15 protein-coding genes are annotated in these 15,121 nt (G+C 68.7%); 12 read left to right on the plus strand and 3 right to left on the minus strand.

All coding sequences use genetic code 11. From position 1 onward, the window contains the following. The first annotated feature begins 567 nt into the window (after nucleotides 1-567). From J5X86_RS48015 to J5X86_RS48040, 6 genes are all read left to right on the plus strand, one after another. Nucleotides 568-906: a MerR family transcriptional regulator gene (locus J5X86_RS48015; protein ID WP_137964989.1), complete on the plus strand. Its 339-nt coding sequence runs from the start codon at nucleotides 568-570 to the stop codon at nucleotides 904-906. A gap of 116 nt (nucleotides 907-1,022) precedes the next feature. Then, nucleotides 1,023-1,190, plus strand: a complete 168-nt coding sequence (locus J5X86_RS48020) for a cold shock domain-containing protein (RefSeq protein ID WP_208522919.1) — start codon at nucleotides 1,023-1,025, stop codon at nucleotides 1,188-1,190. 574 nt (nucleotides 1,191-1,764) lie between these two features. Continuing rightward, a complete protein-coding gene (locus J5X86_RS48025; protein WP_137964988.1) occupies nucleotides 1,765-1,968 on the plus strand; it encodes a cold-shock protein in 204 nt (67 codons plus the stop codon). A 317-nt stretch (nucleotides 1,969-2,285) separates the two neighbouring features. Beyond that, on the plus strand, nucleotides 2,286-3,803 hold the full coding sequence (locus J5X86_RS48030; RefSeq protein WP_208522910.1) for a DEAD/DEAH box helicase: 1,518 nt from the start codon (nucleotides 2,286-2,288) through the stop codon (nucleotides 3,801-3,803). A gap of 46 nt (nucleotides 3,804-3,849) precedes the next feature. After that, nucleotides 3,850-4,254 (plus strand): CBS domain-containing protein, encoded by a 405-nt coding sequence (locus tag J5X86_RS48035; RefSeq protein ID WP_208522911.1) that lies wholly within the window; start codon nucleotides 3,850-3,852, stop codon nucleotides 4,252-4,254. 53 nt (nucleotides 4,255-4,307) lie between these two features. Further along, on the plus strand, nucleotides 4,308-4,619 hold the full coding sequence (locus tag J5X86_RS48040) for an SCO5918 family protein (RefSeq protein WP_208522912.1): 312 nt from the start codon (nucleotides 4,308-4,310) through the stop codon (nucleotides 4,617-4,619). A gap of 106 nt (nucleotides 4,620-4,725) precedes the next feature. On the opposite strand, the gene J5X86_RS48045 is transcribed toward J5X86_RS48040, so the two are convergent. Then, nucleotides 4,726-5,085 carry a hypothetical protein gene (locus J5X86_RS48045; RefSeq protein WP_119985865.1) on the minus strand — a complete coding sequence of 120 codons (360 nt, stop codon included), beginning with the start codon at nucleotides 5,083-5,085 and terminating at the stop codon, nucleotides 4,726-4,728. A gap of 101 nt (nucleotides 5,086-5,186) precedes the next feature. On the opposite strand from J5X86_RS48045, the gene J5X86_RS48050 reads away from it, so the two are divergent. Next, nucleotides 5,187-6,269 (plus strand): integrase, encoded by a 1,083-nt coding sequence (locus J5X86_RS48050; RefSeq protein WP_308124967.1) that lies wholly within the window; start codon nucleotides 5,187-5,189, stop codon nucleotides 6,267-6,269. Here J5X86_RS48050 and J5X86_RS48055 read toward each other — a convergent pair. Together J5X86_RS48055 and J5X86_RS48060 are read right to left on the minus strand one after the other, a co-directional pair. Further along, on the minus strand, nucleotides 6,196-6,825 hold the full coding sequence (locus tag J5X86_RS48055) for a helix-turn-helix domain-containing protein (RefSeq protein WP_243983255.1): 630 nt from the start codon (nucleotides 6,823-6,825) through the stop codon (nucleotides 6,196-6,198). The two genes, J5X86_RS48050 and J5X86_RS48055, sit on opposite strands and share 74 nt — an antisense overlap. Before the next feature lie 404 nt (nucleotides 6,826-7,229). Then, nucleotides 7,230-7,703 (minus strand): hypothetical protein, encoded by a 474-nt coding sequence (locus tag J5X86_RS48060; protein WP_208522913.1) that lies wholly within the window; start codon nucleotides 7,701-7,703, stop codon nucleotides 7,230-7,232. 250 nt (nucleotides 7,704-7,953) lie between these two features. On the opposite strand from J5X86_RS48060, the gene J5X86_RS48065 reads away from it, so the two are divergent. From J5X86_RS48065 to J5X86_RS48085, 5 genes are all read left to right on the plus strand, one after another. After that, the gene (locus J5X86_RS48065) at nucleotides 7,954-9,108 is read left to right on the plus strand and encodes a hypothetical protein (protein WP_243983256.1); all 1,155 of its coding nucleotides are present in this window, start codon (nucleotides 7,954-7,956) and stop codon (nucleotides 9,106-9,108) included. A gap of 598 nt (nucleotides 9,109-9,706) precedes the next feature. Beyond that, the gene (locus tag J5X86_RS48070) at nucleotides 9,707-10,909 is read left to right on the plus strand and encodes a PP2C family protein-serine/threonine phosphatase (protein ID WP_208522915.1); all 1,203 of its coding nucleotides are present in this window, start codon (nucleotides 9,707-9,709) and stop codon (nucleotides 10,907-10,909) included. A gap of 4 nt (nucleotides 10,910-10,913) precedes the next feature. Beyond that, on the plus strand, nucleotides 10,914-13,292 hold the full coding sequence (locus J5X86_RS48075) for a SpoIIE family protein phosphatase (protein WP_208522916.1): 2,379 nt from the start codon (nucleotides 10,914-10,916) through the stop codon (nucleotides 13,290-13,292). Between the two features lie 247 nt (nucleotides 13,293-13,539). Continuing rightward, the gene (locus J5X86_RS48080; protein ID WP_208522917.1) at nucleotides 13,540-14,709 is read left to right on the plus strand and encodes a glutathione-independent formaldehyde dehydrogenase; all 1,170 of its coding nucleotides are present in this window, start codon (nucleotides 13,540-13,542) and stop codon (nucleotides 14,707-14,709) included. A gap of 311 nt (nucleotides 14,710-15,020) precedes the next feature. Then, on the plus strand, nucleotides 15,021-15,121 hold a 101-nt coding region (locus J5X86_RS48085; protein WP_208521227.1), incomplete at its 3' end, for an Hsp70 family protein.

Consider the following 15,121-nt stretch of genomic DNA (forward strand, 5'->3'; position numbering starts at 1 on the left):
GAAATCTGTGTCGGCCGGAGTAGACATTGGGCGGTGGTGTGGCTATGGTTTCTCTCGTAGCCGAGATCAAGCAGGGCCCGGCAGAGACGAACTGCCGGGCAGCAGTACACGCAGGTGCAGTTCGTAGGACGGTGCGGTGGTGGAGTTTCGAAGCCAGAGTTGTTGCAGGACGGCGACGAGGCTGACGACCGGACCGGGTGGCCCGCAGTGATCAGGGGCCGCCGTGAGCAGTACCGCAGTAGCAGTTCAGCAAGCGCAGTTCGCAGTACCAGCAGTACGTAGTTCCCGTTCGGTAAGCAGTTCATCCAGAGGGAAAGAACGGAGGAGCCCCGCGCCATCAGGATCGCCCGGGCGGAAGTCTTGAGCCCGGGTACCGCAGGACATCGATAGTGAGGTGGTCTCCGGTCAAGCAACCGCGATCCCCGCACCCCCGACAGCATTCAGGTCGGGTCCGCGGAAACAGAAGGCCGGCGCAGTACCAGGGCCGGCAGATGGTGTAGCAGTTCCTTCGGGGCCCTGGTGCCATATGGCACCAGGGCCCCTCCACGCGTTCCACAGAGAGGTGCAATGACAGCAGAGGGCTCGTACAGCCGTCTCGACGACGACGACTACCCCGCCTACACCATGGGCCGGGCCGCCGAGATGCTCGGCACCACCCAGGGCTTCCTCCGCGCCGTCGGGGAAGCCCGCCTGATCACCCCGCTCCGCTCCGAGGGCGGCCACCGCCGCTACTCCCGCTACCAGCTGCGCATCGCGGCCCGCGCGCGTGAACTCGTCGACCAGGGCACCCCCATCGAGGCCGCCTGCCGCATCATCATCCTCGAAGACCAGCTCGAAGAAGCCCAGCGCATCAACGCCGAATACCGCCGTGCCGCTGAATCTGTGAATTCACCGCCCGAGGTCTGAGGTGGTGCACGCCCGCCGGGTACCGGCGGCCCCGCACATGCGGGGCGTGGCGCATGGGTCGTTTCCTGTGGTGACAGGGCGTTTCCTGTGGTGACAGGGGGCACGGACTGTAGCGTCTGAGTCAGCTGTCATTCGAGCAGGACGATGGCGGCGCTGACGTGTTCGCCCACTTCTCGAACATCGCCGCCCAGGGCTTCCGTGAGTTCCAGGAAGGCCAGGCCGTGACGTTCGACATCACCCAAGGCCAGAAGGGCCCGCAGGCCGAGAACAGCAACCCCGCCTGACCTTCCCGCCCGCGCTCGGAGCGTACGGCTGCCCCCGGGCAGGCCCTGCTGTCCGACGGGTTCATCCGAACAGCCGGCGTCGGCCTTCAGGCGACGGTGGCGGGATCTGGGCGGCGCACGGGATCAGGGCCGCGCAGCACAACAGCTGCGCGGCCCTGATCCGTGTTGGGACCGGCGGACGGGCCGATGAGGCCGGCGCCGGGCTGAACGGTACGGATCGTGCCACCGGAATAGTCGTGCCCTCCGAGCCGTGAACGGCGACTGCTCTTCCTGAAACGTTGCGCTCCGGGCGGATCAATATCTATGACCGCGACGTGAGGGTTTAACACGCCATGCGGAGAATGTTTTTACTGCAACGAACAGAGTGGAATCATTTAACGTGCACAGACCGCTACGGCATGCTAGTGTCGCTTTCAGTTGCAGTTTGATTCCCAAACTTGAAGCTCCCTCGTCGGTATTTTCAGCCGCTGGAAGCATTTTGTATTTCCGGTCATTTTCCGGGTGGGGCATCATCGCGGCGACCCGGGATCCGCGCATTGCGGATCCCGGCGTACTGCCCCAAAGGAGATATGACATGGCGTCTGGCACCGTGAAGTGGTTCAACGCGGCCAAGGGTTTCGGCTTCATCGAGCAGGACGGTGGCGGCGCTGACGTGTTCGCCCACTTCTCGAACATCGCCGCCCAGGGCTTCCGTGAGCTGCTCGAAGGCCAGAGGGTCACCTTCGACATCGCGCAGGGCCAGAAGGGCCCGACGGCCGAGAACATCGTTCCCGTCTGATGCTGACGCAGCTGGGGCCCGCATCCCTCGGGTGCGCGGGCCCCAGCTATGGGCATTTCCCGCAGTGGTATCACCTGTGGGACAACACCGCCCGCAGACCCTTCCCCAGGGATGCGCGTCACTTCGGAGCTACACCCGTCGACGTCGCGGATTTCACGTCCACATGACGTCACCCATTTCATCGCCTGCGCCCCGCGTCAGATTCACTGCAAGCCAGATTGACTTTCGCATTCTATTCGGCCCGTTCTTGTGATTCCCCGCGCTGCTCTTCCGCTGCGGGAATTCCTTGATACGTGCCGTATCAAGGAAGGTTCTCAATGAACCCCACCCGTACGAACGGCCGCTCCTCCCGCACCCGCACCCGTACCGACGGCCCCGCTTTCCGCTCCGGCGCCGGTTCGGGCCGGGGTAGCCGTTTCGGCTCGCCCGCCCCGAGCCGTTCAGGGGGTCCGCGCCGCTCGGGCGGCCACGGCCGGCGGCCCGCAGCGGCCCAGGGCGAGTTCGCCCTGCCGAAGACGATCACTCCCGCGCTGCCTGCCGTCGAGGCGTTCGCCGACCTCGACATGCCCGAGCAGCTGCTGGCCGCGCTCACCGCACAAGACGTGAACGTCCCGTTCCCGATCCAGGGCGCGACCCTGCCCAACACCCTCGCGGGCCGCGACGTCCTCGGTCGCGGACGCACCGGCTCCGGCAAGACCCTCGCCTTCGGCCTGGCCCTGCTGGCCCGCACCGTCGGACAGCGCGCCGAGCCCCGCCAGCCGCTGGCCCTGATCCTCGTGCCGACGCGCGAGCTGGCCCAGCAGGTGACCGACGCACTAACCCCCTACGCCCGCTCGGTGAAGCTGCGCCTGGCCACCGTCGTCGGCGGAATGTCGATCGGCCGTCAGGCCAGTGCGCTGCGCGGTGGCGCCGAGGTCGTCGTCGCTACGCCGGGTCGCCTCAAGGACCTCATCAACCGGGGTGACTGCCGGCTGAACCAGGTCGCGATCACCGTCCTGGACGAGGCCGATCAGATGGCCGACATGGGTTTCATGCCCCAGGTCACCGCGCTCCTGGACCAGGTCCGCCCCGAGGGCCAGCGGATGCTGTTCTCCGCCACCCTCGACCGCAACGTCGACCTCCTGGTCCGCCGCTACCTCACCGATCCGGTCGTCCACTCCGTCGACCCGTCCGCAGGCGCGGTCACCACGATGGAGCACCACGTGCTGCACGTCCACGGCGCCGACAAGCACCGGACGACGACGGAGATCGCGGCGCGCGAGGGCCGGGTGATCATGTTCCTGGACACCAAGCACGCCGTCGACCGGCTGACGCAGGATTTGCTGAACAGCGGTGTCCGGGCCGCCGCCCTGCATGGCGGGAAGTCGCAGCCGCAGCGCACCCGGACCCTGTCCCAGTTCAAGACCGGGCACGTCACCGTGCTCGTGGCGACGAACGTCGCGGCGCGCGGCATCCACGTCGACAACCTCGACCTCGTCGTCAACGTCGACCCGCCGACCGACCACAAGGACTACCTCCACCGCGGTGGCCGTACCGCGCGGGCCGGCGAGACCGGCAGCGTCGTCACCCTGGTCACCCCCAACCAGCGCCGCGACATGACGCGCCTCATGACGGCCGCCGGCATCGTGCCCCAGACCACCCAGGTCCGCTCCGGCGAAGCGGCACTCAGCCAGATCACCGGTGCCCAGACCCCCTCCGGCATCCCGGTGACGATCACCGCGCCGGTGGCCGAGCGGCGTAAGCGCAGCGCGGCCTCACGCGGCCGACGCAGCCCCGCTTCGGCTGCCCGGCGCGTGACCGTGCGGCAGTCCTCCTTCGATGCGAAGGCGGCCTAGGGCCTTCGTGATCAGAAAACTGACCCATCTCTGTAGGAGGCACGTTTTGACGCTGGTTCAGATGCAGCTCCGCTCGGCGAATGCCACCCCCGTGCCCACGACGGAGGCCGACACCATGGACACAGCCGGACCGCAGGTCTGCGACGACATGACCATCGAGGTCGCCCTGTCCGTCATGGCAAGCGCCGGCACCGGGCACCTGCTCGTCTGCGACAACGACGGCCTGTGCACCGGACTGGTCACCCAGGTCCAGCTCGCCGCAGTCCGCGACAGGTCCACGTACACGGACCGGGTCCAGCTGCGCGACATCCTCGGCGACCGCGGGCCGTTCACCTCGCCCGTGACCACGATGACCGAAGCCGAGCACGCGATGCGCTACCGCCAGCACGATGCCCTGCCTGTCGTCGACAAACAAGGCAGCGCTCCGGGTGTCCTCGCCCTCGGCCGCTGAACCACCTCACGCGGCGGAACCATCCCTATTCGTTCTTCTCCTTGTGAGGCATCATGCGCTGTGTCATCGCCCGCTTCCCGTTCGACCTCACCAAAAGCGGCGTCCTGGAAGCTATGAAGGGCGTTAAGCCCGAACAGGTCACCGGCGAGTCCGTGATCATCGGCCGCCGCACCTACCCCGTCAAGCAGGTCGGCCAGGTCATCACACGCCAGGACCGCCGCGATTTCAGCGCCGGCGAAGTCCTCCGGGCCATGACCCAGCTCGGCTTCACCTGCCGCGGCCTTCCCCGGGCCGCCGCGCCCGCGCGCGTCCTCAACCCGTTGGAACAGGCTTCCGCGATGCTCGGCGCCCCTGCGGCCGTCTGACCGACAGGCAGGCGCGAGCCGCCACCAAAACAGCAGTGAGGGCCCGACCGGGATGCGCCGGTCGGACCCTCACCGCGTACCGAGGGTTTCTCGGCGCGACGGTGGGTCAGTGGTCGGAGTAGCTGAAGTCGCCCATGGTCCAGGCGCTGACGTCCTCGATCGCCACGCGGTACATCCCGCCCGTCTCCGGGATCCCCACCGCGCCCTGCAGAATCCGCGCCACATGGAAATGCAGATGCGTGGGCGGCCCCTCCTTGCACGTCGTAGCGGTGAAGACGGCGGAGAAACCGCTCAGGCGGGCCGAGTCCGCCAGGACCTCCGACACCCGCTGCCTCCAGACGGCTTCGGGAGCCAGCCGGCCCGTGATGACAGCACCACCGGCGACCACGGTCAGAGACATCTGATTGCTGTGCCCGGACTCCACCAGGGCGGCGACGTCAACGAGCAGTTCGTCAGGCTTCGACATGAGAGGCGATTCTAATTGCCGGCCTGAAGGGTGTCTTTATCGCCGTACGGTGGTTGACCTGGAGCTTTTCGATCGCTCAAGTGTGGGCATGATCAGTGGTCGTGGGTCTGCGATTGCTCTGCCTGATCTTCTGCCGGCTGCTGGGCTGCTTCCTTTTGCTGGGTCGCTCGACTGCCGCGAACAACGCCGAGGTCCTTGCGCTTCGTCATGAGGTCGCTGTGCTTCGCCGACAGGTCGAGCGGCCGCGGCTCTCATGGGCTGATCGTGCCGTGCTCTCCGCTCTCGCGCGGCACCTGCCGTCCGTCTTGCGCTGTCATCGGCTGGTCACCCCGGGCACGCTGCTGAACTGGCACCGGCGTCTGGTGCGCTGGAAGTGGCGCCAGACGGCGGTCGGACCCGGTCGGCCACCGTTGCCGGAAGTGACAGTCGCGTTCATCCAGCGCCTGGCGCGAGAGAATCCGACCTGGGGGTACGTCAGGATCCAAGGCGAGCTCCGACGGCTTGGCCATCGGGTTGCCGCCGCCACTAACCGCCGCCTTCTGCGCCGCTGCGGTCTACCGCCCGCACCGCAGTGCGCCTCCCGGCAGACCTGGCGTTCCTTCCTGCGCTCCCAGGCTCACACGCTGCTCGCCTGCGACTTCATGCATGTGGAGACCGTCTTCCTCAAACGTCTCTACGTCTTCTTCGTCATGGAGATCAACACTCGGCGCGTCCATGTCCTGGGTGTCACCGCCCATCCGACCGGTGCATGGGTCACCCATCTCGCCCGCAATCTGCTCGTGGATCTCGGCGGCAGGGCCGGGTGCTTCCGGTTTCTCATCCGGGACCGGGACAGCAAGTTCACCGCCGCGTTCGACGCCGTCTTCACGGGCAACGGCACAGCCGTCATCCCGACGCCGCCGCAAAGTCCCCGGTCCAACGGGTTCGCCGAACGTTGGATACGCACAGCCCGCGTTGAATGTACCGACCGCCTGCTCATCACCGGCGAACGGCACCTGCGCACCGTCCTTGTTTGGACTGCTCAACGAGTACCGCACCATGACACCCCGGCTGCCTCAACATCCGCAGGAGACGCCCAGCTCAGCCGCCTGATCGGAATATTGACACCCTTCAGGTCCAGGGGCCGTGCACGTAGCGGGTGCCGACCTCGATCGCGAAGAAGACGTACAGCCGCCTCAAGGTGAGGGCGCAGTCGATGTGAAAGAAGTCGACGGCGAGCATGGTCGAGGCTTGGGAGCGCAGGAACTGTCGCCACGTCGTGTCGGTCTGCCGTTTGGGAGCTGGGGGTATGTTCAGGCGCTTGAGGACCCTGCGGATGGTGGAGGCACCGATGTGGCGGCCGAGTCGCATCATCTCGCCCTGGATCCACTTGTATCCGCAGGAAAGGTTCTCTGTCGCGAGCCGTTCGATGAGCGTGACGATGGCTTCGTCGATGGGAGGGCGGCCGAGCTTGTGTGGGTAAGTCCATTTTCGTGCCACCAGGCGGCGGTGCCAGCGTAGAAGCGTGCCGGGGGTGACCAGCCTGTGGTTGTACAGCTTTCTCGGCAGGAGTCGGACCAGGGCGGTGAGGATCGCGCGGTCGGCCCAGTCCAGGCGTGGCCTCGGGGTACCGCGGCGCAGCACGGCTACCTCATGGCGCAGCACGAGCAGCTCGACGTCCTTGGACGCGGAGGAACGGCCGAGTAACACGAACCAGCTGAGCAGTCGAACGGTGATCAGGTAGAGCAGACGCAAGGACACGAACCACGATCCTGCCCGGCCATCGGCGCCCCTTCGATCCTTGCTGGTCAAGAGGCACGGCCGAGTTATGGAAGCCCGCAGGTGCCGCACGCGGGCACGTCGATATACGTCGTATCGCAACTGATCTGACTGCATCATTGCAGAGGTTGAGCCCGAGAGATCGTCAAGTTCATAGCGAACTTGACTGACGTGGTAGTTGAGGAAGGACGGACTCATAATCCGTCGGCCGTGGGTTCGAGCCCCACCCGCCCCACCCCAAGGTTCTCCCAGAGAACCGTTTCTACCTGCGAAAACGTGACAGCGGGGGTCACCACTCCAAGGTGGCGACCCCCGGTCGTCCGTTCAGACCAAGATCCAGGGGACACACAGGGGACACGGGCCTGGATCAGGGGACAGAGGGGCCTTCACGCCGCCTGCCGGCGCCCCTTCGAGGCTCGGCGCGCGGTCTGGAACGCTGCGGGCGGCAGGCCCGTCGGCAGCACCCAACCGTGCACGCCGGGAGACTCGGAGCGGGCGATCGTGAAGCGCGTGAGCGAGAAGTCGGCTCGCTGCTCCTCCGGGTACCGGTCGTTGAAGTTCTCGACCCGGACCAGCTCAAGGTCGTGCGTGGTGCAGTGGTCGCGTATCCACTTCACGGCCGCGTTGACGGCGTCGTCCTGGCCTCGGCCGGCGAGGGTGATCATGCCAAGGAGGTCGGAGCCGGGTTGGGTCTGCGCTCCAACGGCCCAGGTGTCACCTGACTTGCGTGCGCCGCGGGCGAAGAAGACGGCGATGTTGCCCTGCCAGGCCCTTTCGGGGATCGTCAGCGGGGTGCGGACCTGGAAGGGGACTTCGCGGGGGACGACGGCCATGACCGACTCGGCCTCGGCTCGCATCATCTCGGGTAGCACGCTTATGCAGGTGTCGGAGGTGATCCGGCGCGAGGAGTGCCCCCAGCTTCTCCTGGACCGGTGAGAAGTCGGCCTGGCAGGCGGCTCATGTGACGCTTTCACGGTGCATCACCGCGGAGAGGTGGTCGGGTGTGCGTGTCGCCGCCGTCCTTCGGGAGCGTGCCGTTACCGTGATTCGGCGCGGCCCCACGGCCTGCCCCAGCACCTGCTGCTCACATCACGGAAGACGGGAGTGGTGATGCGGGCTACTCCTGATGCGGACAACGGGCAGCCGCGCGTTGTGGTGGGCCTCCTCGTCGATCCGGACGCGCCGGCGGAACTGGCGGAGGAGCTGGCCGAGGATCTGCCGGAACTGCTCGCCGAAGCCGTGAACCGAGACATCGAGTGGAGCCTGCGGGTCGTCCGTGACCCGCTGACCGCCACGTTGCACGACAGCGTCGCGATCCTCAGCGCGACACGGGAGCACAAGCTCCGGGAGAACTGGGACATCGCGGTCTGTCTCACCGATCTGCCCTTGCGCACCGACGGGCGACCACTGGTGGTCGATGTGGACGCCGAAGATCGGGTGGCGCTGGTGTCGCTGCCCGCGCTCGGTGGGATCTTCCTACGGCGGCGGCTCCGTCGCTCCGTCGTCCGGCTCCTGAAAGATCTGATGCTCACCACGACCGGCGACGGCTCCACGCGGCCGGGCCAGGGCACCATCGGACCGATCGTTCCGGAGCGGACCGCCCCCGTGAAGCGCGTGGCGACGGACGAAGAGATTGTCGATCTGCGGATCGTGGGGTCTCCGGCGAGAGGACGCCTGCGCCTGCTGCTCGGAATGGTGCGCGCCAACGGCCCTTGGCGGCTGGTCCCCGCCCTCGCCAAGGCGCTCGCTGCCGCGCTGGCCACCAGCGCCATCGCCGTGATGAACGGGAGTGTCTGGAACGTGGCCACCGGGATCCGGGCCGAGCGGCTCGCCGTGATCTCCCTCTTCTCGGTGGCGGCCATGGTGACCTGGCTCATCGTCCACCGGCGTCTGTGGGAGCGGCCCGATTCTCCCTCCCCCCAGGACAGGGAGAAGGCGACGCTGTACAACCTCTCCACGGTCCTGACCCTGTCCCTGGGCGTCCTGTGCGGTCTCGTCGGCCTCTATGTCGTGGACTTCGCGGTGTCCTTGTTCCTCATTGACGGCGGAGTGCTGGCCAAGCAGGTGGGCCGCTCGGTCGGACTGGGCGACTACGCGCGCCTGGCGTCGCTGGCGAGCGCGGCGGCCATCGTGGGCGGAGCCCTCGGATCCGAATTCGAGAGCGACGAAGCGGTCCGCCGCGCGGCCTACGGCAAACGGGAACGACAGCGCCGCGAGCAAGCGGAGTGTGAACGTCAGGAGGCCGACGCCGCGCAGTCCGGGTAGGCGTCGGCAGCGTGGACCGATGGCCCCCGCGCATGGCGTCATGCGCGAGGGCCGCATCACGAAGGTGATGCCTTAACGACTCCCCCGGCATCCTCCTGGTCCACTCGCGCGGGGCCGTCCTCGAGGGCAGGCGGCGGGCGCGGCGGGCGTCGTGGTCGACGGAGTCGTCACCGATCTGCGGGAACTGCGGGAACTGCGGGAGATGCGGCTGCCGGTGTTCGCCCGGGGCACCAGCCTGCTCACCACCAAGAGGTACGGGCGCAGCGACGCGGTGGCGCCGGCTCAAGGAGGCTCTCGCTGCCTGGGAAGGGGCCGCCAGCGGAAAGGATCCCGGGGTGAGGCCCGGGGCGGAGCTGCTGGTGCGGGCGCTGGAGGAGCTGACGAGCGCCGTGGGCCGGACACCACTGAAACGGGGACGTCGAGCCGGCCCGGCAGGAGCGGCGCGCTCAGCTGGACGAGGCGGAGAAACAGGTGGCCCGTGCGGAGCGCGAGGGCGCGCCCCGGCCGCCGACGGAGGAGGGCTGAGCCGGCCCCGCGGGGCGGCCGGGACGGTGGCCGCGGACGACGCCGGAAGAGAGCCCGCCGTACAGTTGCTCGTATGGTGGACGCGGATGTGCCGTCCTCGGCCGGGGCCGCCGAACAGCTGCTCGAGGAGCTGGTCAGCGCCACCCAGCAAGCCTCCCCTGCGGAGTTCCCGGAGGTCCTGAACCGTTATGCCGGGGCCATGGGCCTGGGCCGTGCCGTCGTCCATTTGATAGATCTCCAGCAGCGGCTGCTGCTGCCGCTGGCCGAGGACGAGACGGAACTCCCGGTGGATGCCTCCCTCGCCGGATGGGCGTACCGCACGGACGCCCTGCGGGTGGAGGAGGATGGCTCGGGTGGGCTGGTCGTATGGCTGCCGCTGGCCAACGGGGCCGAGCGGCTGGGAGTCCTGCGACTGCGGATGGAGTCCTTGGACGGGCTGCGGCTGTGGCGCTCGCGGGCGCTGGCCTCGCTCCTCGGTTTGGTGATCACCTCCAAGCGCACCTACATCGACACGTTCGCGCAGCGCACCCGGACCCGGCCCATGCAGCTGTCCACGGAGATGGTGCGGGCTTTTCTGCCCCCACGTTCGATCGGCACCGGCCGGGTGATCTCGACGGCCGTTCTGGAGCCCGCGTACGAGCTGGGAGGCGATGCCTTCGACCATTCGTTCACCGAGGACGTCCTGCACGCCACGATCCTCGACGCCATGGGCCACGATCTGGCGTCCGGCCTCGCCACCTCCGTGGCCATGGCGGGGTCACGCAACGCCCGGCGCACGGGCGCCGACCTGGCCTCGCTCGTCGGCGCCGTGGACTCGGCGCTGTCGACCTGGCTCCCGGATCAGTTCTGCACCGGCATCTTCACCCAGTTGCACATGCCCACGGGGGTGATGCGCTGGTCCGACTGCGGCCATCCGTCCCCCTTGCTCATCCGCCGCCAGCGGCTGCTGGAGAAGGAACTGGAGCGGCCTTCCGAGCCTCCGCTGGGGCTGCCCGCCAGCCTGGCCGCCAGTGCCCGGCAGATACACGAGGCGGCCCTGGAACCCGGTGACCGGATTCTGCTGTACACCGACGGTGTCGTGGAATCGCGCAATGAGGGAGGCGAACAATTCGGCCTGGACCGCTTCACCGACCACATCATCCGGTCGACGGCCGCCGGGCAGAACGCCACGGAGGTGCTCCGCCTGCTTATTCACGCCATCGTCGACCGCCGGTGCAACGAACTCAGCGACGACGCCACGATTCTGATGATCGAATGGTGGCCGCCGGGACCGTAAGACGATGTCCTCCGTGGTGAACGAGCCTCTCGACATGGTGTACCTGGCCACGGCCACGATGGATTCGCACGGCGTCGTGACCGGGTGGAGCGAGGGCGCCCAGCGGCTGCTCGGCTACCGGCCCGAGGAGATCGTGGGGCGAGTGGTGACCGAGCTGTGGGCCGGGGAGACCGCCGCCGAGGCGGTCGGGCGCTGCCTGGCCGGCCGGTCGAGGTGGAGCGGACGGGTGGGCCTGTGCCACCGTGACGGCCATCGCATGGAGGCGGAGGCGCTGGCGCACCGCGTGGTGGCGGACGGCGGTGCCACCGGGTGGCTCCTGGTGTCCGCCGTCGCGCGGGAACCGCGTTCGCCCGAGGCTGACGCGGCTGTGGGGGCGTTCACCCAGGCCCCGTGCGTGCTCGCGGTCTTCGACACGGACCTGCGGCTGGTGCGGGCGAACGCCGAAATGGAGGCGGCGGCCGCCGTCACCGAGGATCGGATGCGCGGTATGCGCCTGGTCGAGCTCCTGTCGCACCCGGAGAGCGAGAAGACCGAGGAGGGCATGCGCCGCGTGCTGGAAAGCGGCGAACGGCAGGTCCTGGAGGCTTATCTGCGGGTGCCGGGGGAGAGCCGCGAGCACGCCTGGACGATCTCGCTCGCGCCGCTCAAGGACCGGACGGGCCGCCTGTACGGCGTGTGCTTCGCCGCGTACGACACGACCCGTCGGCACCAGGCCCAGGAGCGGTTGCTGCTGCTGAACGAGGCGGGGAAGCGCATCGGCTCCAGCCTGGACCTCGCGCATGTCGCCCATGAACTGGCCGACGTGGCCGTCCCCCGGGTCGCCGATTTCGTCGGCGTCGACCTGCTCACCTTTCTCGACCAGGGTGAGGAACCCCCCTCGGGCCCGCTGTCCGGTCCCATCACCATGCGCCGCGCCGCCCATCGCTCCGTCCTCCTCGGAACCCCGGAGGCCGTGGTCGACGTGGGCGAACTGGACACCCACCCGGAGTCCTCACCGTCGGCCGAATGCCTGGCCGAGGGCCGGGCCATCCTCCACCAGGTGACCGACGAGCTCATGGTCCGGTGGGACGCCCTCGACCCGGTACGGGCCGCCCGGATCCGGGAGTACGGGATCCACTCGGAGCTGGTGGTGCCGATGCGCACCCGCGGTGTCACCCTTGGCGTGGTGTTCTTCGCGCGCCACCGGACGCCGGTGCCCTTCGACGAGGACGACCTGCTGCTGGCCGAGGAGATCACGGCCCGAGCGGCCGTATGCGTGGACAACGCACGCCGCTACAAGCGCGAGCGCATGACGGCCAGGGCTCTGCAGCGCAATCTGCTGCCGCGGCGCCTGCCCGACCTGGCCGCGGTGGAGGTCACCTCGCGCTATCTGCCCTCGGAAACCTGGGCCGGCGTGGGCGGCGACTGGTTCGACGTGATCCCGCTCTCCGGCGCTCGCGCCGCCCTGGTGGTCGGCGACACCGTGGGCCGCGGCGTCGAGGCGTCCGCCACCATGGGGCGGCTGCGCTCCGCCATACGCACCCTGGCCGATATCGATCTGCCGCCCGGCGAGCTGCTCACCCACCTCGCCGATCTCGTGACCCGGCTGGCGGCCGAGGACGATCCCGGGGCCATCGGCGCCACCTGCCTGTACGCGGTCTACGACCCGGTCTCCCGCCACTGCACGCTCGCCAGCGCCGGCCACCCCCCGCCCGTCGTGGCTACCCCGGACGGCAGCGCCGACATCCTCGACGTCCCCAACGGCCCGCCCCTCGGCCTCAGCACCCTGCCCTTCGAGGCGGTCGAGACCGAACTGTCCGAGGGCAGTGTCCTCGCCCTCTACACCGACGGTCTGGTCGAGGGCCACGACCGCGCGATCGACGAGGGACTGGAGGCGCTGTGCGAGGCCCTGGCCCAGCCGGGCCCGTCCCTGGACGCCCTCGGCGACACCGTCCTGCGGACTCTGCTCCCCGCCCGCCCCGAGGACGATGTCGCCCTGCTCCTCGCCCGCGCCCGGGCCCTCGGCCCCGACCGGGTCGCCACCTGGGAGATCCCCCCGGACCCCGCCGTCGTCTCCCGGATCCGGCAGGAGGTCACCGCCCGACTGATGGACTGGGGACTGGAGAAGCTGGTCTTCACCACCGAGCTGGTCGTCAGCGAACTGGTCACCAACGCGATCCGCTACGGCCGCCCGCCCATCCGGCTGCGCCTGATCCGCGACCGCGCGCTCATCTGCGAGGTCTCCGACTTCAGCAGCACGGCACCGCATCTGCGCCGGGCCCGCGCGCTCGACGAGGGCGGCCGCGGCCTCTTCCTGGTGGCCCAACTCGCCCAGCGCTGGGGCACTCGCCTGGAGGCCCATGGCAAGACCATCTGGGCCGAGCAGGATCTCTCCGACGACTGAGCCGGGGCCGAGGGCGCCGTCCCCCCCACCCCCGCCGACTGCCGGGGGAGGGGGTCGCGTTCGGAGTGCCCGGATGAGACCGTGGAGGACAGGGCGACTCGTCTCCCACAGCAGGCGGCACGTGCCGCCATCGCAGCGGGGCCGCAGGACATGACGGCCGCGCCACCATCCATCCACCATCATTCGCGGCCTCGGGCCGGGTGACGGCAGAGGGCGCATGCGTGTGGTGGTGAGACGAGGAGTGATCATGAAAGCAGCTGTATACGAAGGACCGCGGAACGTCGCGGTCGAGGAGAAGCCCGACCCGGGGATCGAGCACCCCTGCGACGCGATCGTCAAAATCACCACCACCAATATCTGTGGCTCCGATCTGCACATGTACGAAGGGCGTACGTCGTTCGAGAAGGGCCGCATCTTCGGGCACGAGAACCTGGGGCAGGTCATCGAGGTCGGCTCGGCGGTCAGAAAGCTCAAGGTCGGCATGTATGTGGTGCTGCCGTTCAACATCGCCTGCGGTTTCTGCAAACAGTGCGAGCGCGGCTTGACCAACTACTGCCTGACCATGCAGCCGGAGCCCTCGGCTGCCGGAGCCGCTTACGGCTTCGCGGACATGGGGCCGTACCAGGGCGGCCAGGCCGAGTTCCTGCGCGTGCCGTACGCGGACTTCAACGCGCTGCGGCTGGGCGAGGACGCCGAAGAGCGCCAGACGGACTACGTGATGCTGGCCGACATCTTCCCCACCGGCTACCACGCCACCGAGATGGCGGGCGTCAAGCCCGGGGACCAGACCGTCATCTACGGTGCGGGTCCCGTGGGGCTGATGGCGGCCTACTCGGCGGTGATCAAGGGTGCTGGACGGGTGTGGGTGTGCGACTTCCACACCGATCGGCTGCGCAAGGCCGAGGAGATCGGCGCCATGCCGATCGACATGCGCGAGCAGGACCCGGGCGAGGTCATCAAGGAAGCCACCATGGGGCTCGGCGCCGACAACGGCTGCGAGTGCGTCGGCTACCAGGCCCATGACCCGTCGGGCCACGAGGACGCCTCCCGCACGATGAACGGCCTGATCGAGAACGTCCGCTTCACCGGGTGCATCGGCGTGGTGGGCGTGTTCGTCCCCGAGGACCCGGGCGGCAGGGAATCCCAGCCCCAGATCGGCGACTTCGAGGCCAAGGGCAAGGTGCCCATCGACTGGGGCAAGCTGTGGTTCAAGGGCCAGAAGATCGGCACCGGCCAGGCACCGGTGAAGAGGTACAACCGCCGGCTGCGCGACCTGATCGCCGGGGGCAAGGCCAAGCCCAGCTGGGTGGTCTCCCATGAGCTTCCGCTGGACCAGGCCCCCGACGGCTATGACCACTTCGACCGCCGGGACGAGGGCTGGACCAAGGTCATCCTGCACCCGGACGGTTCCGGCTGACCCGGCGGCCGGGCGCCGCTGTCCTGGTGCCCCGAGGTCCACGAGGCCGGGGTGCATCCTGGCCGCGCCGGGCGGTTGTCTGCCCGGGCCCGGCCTGGGAAGCGCCGGTTTGCCTGGGTGTAGGTCGCCTGGTCCGAGGGCGCCTCGTACCTGTCCTCGGTGGCGGTCTGGGGCGGGGAAATTAGACCCCACAGGCGCAGGCGTTCATGTGCCCGCTTTGCCACCCTTGCGGCTTAGGTCCCGTAATCCCGGCCCCGTCGCCCGACCGGGCACTGGGGCGGATATCCGTGGCCGCCTCGGAAGGAGTTGCCATGGCCAAGGCAGTCGGAATCGACCTGGGCACCACCAACTCGGTGATCGCCGTGTGGGAAGGCGGTGAGTCCTCGGTCGTTCCGAACTCCGAGGGAAACCG

Source organism: Streptomyces sp. NEAU-YJ-81 (assembly GCF_017592595.1).
In the GTDB taxonomy this organism is placed as follows: Bacteria; Actinomycetota; Actinomycetes; order Streptomycetales; family Streptomycetaceae; genus Streptomyces; species Streptomyces hygroscopicus_B.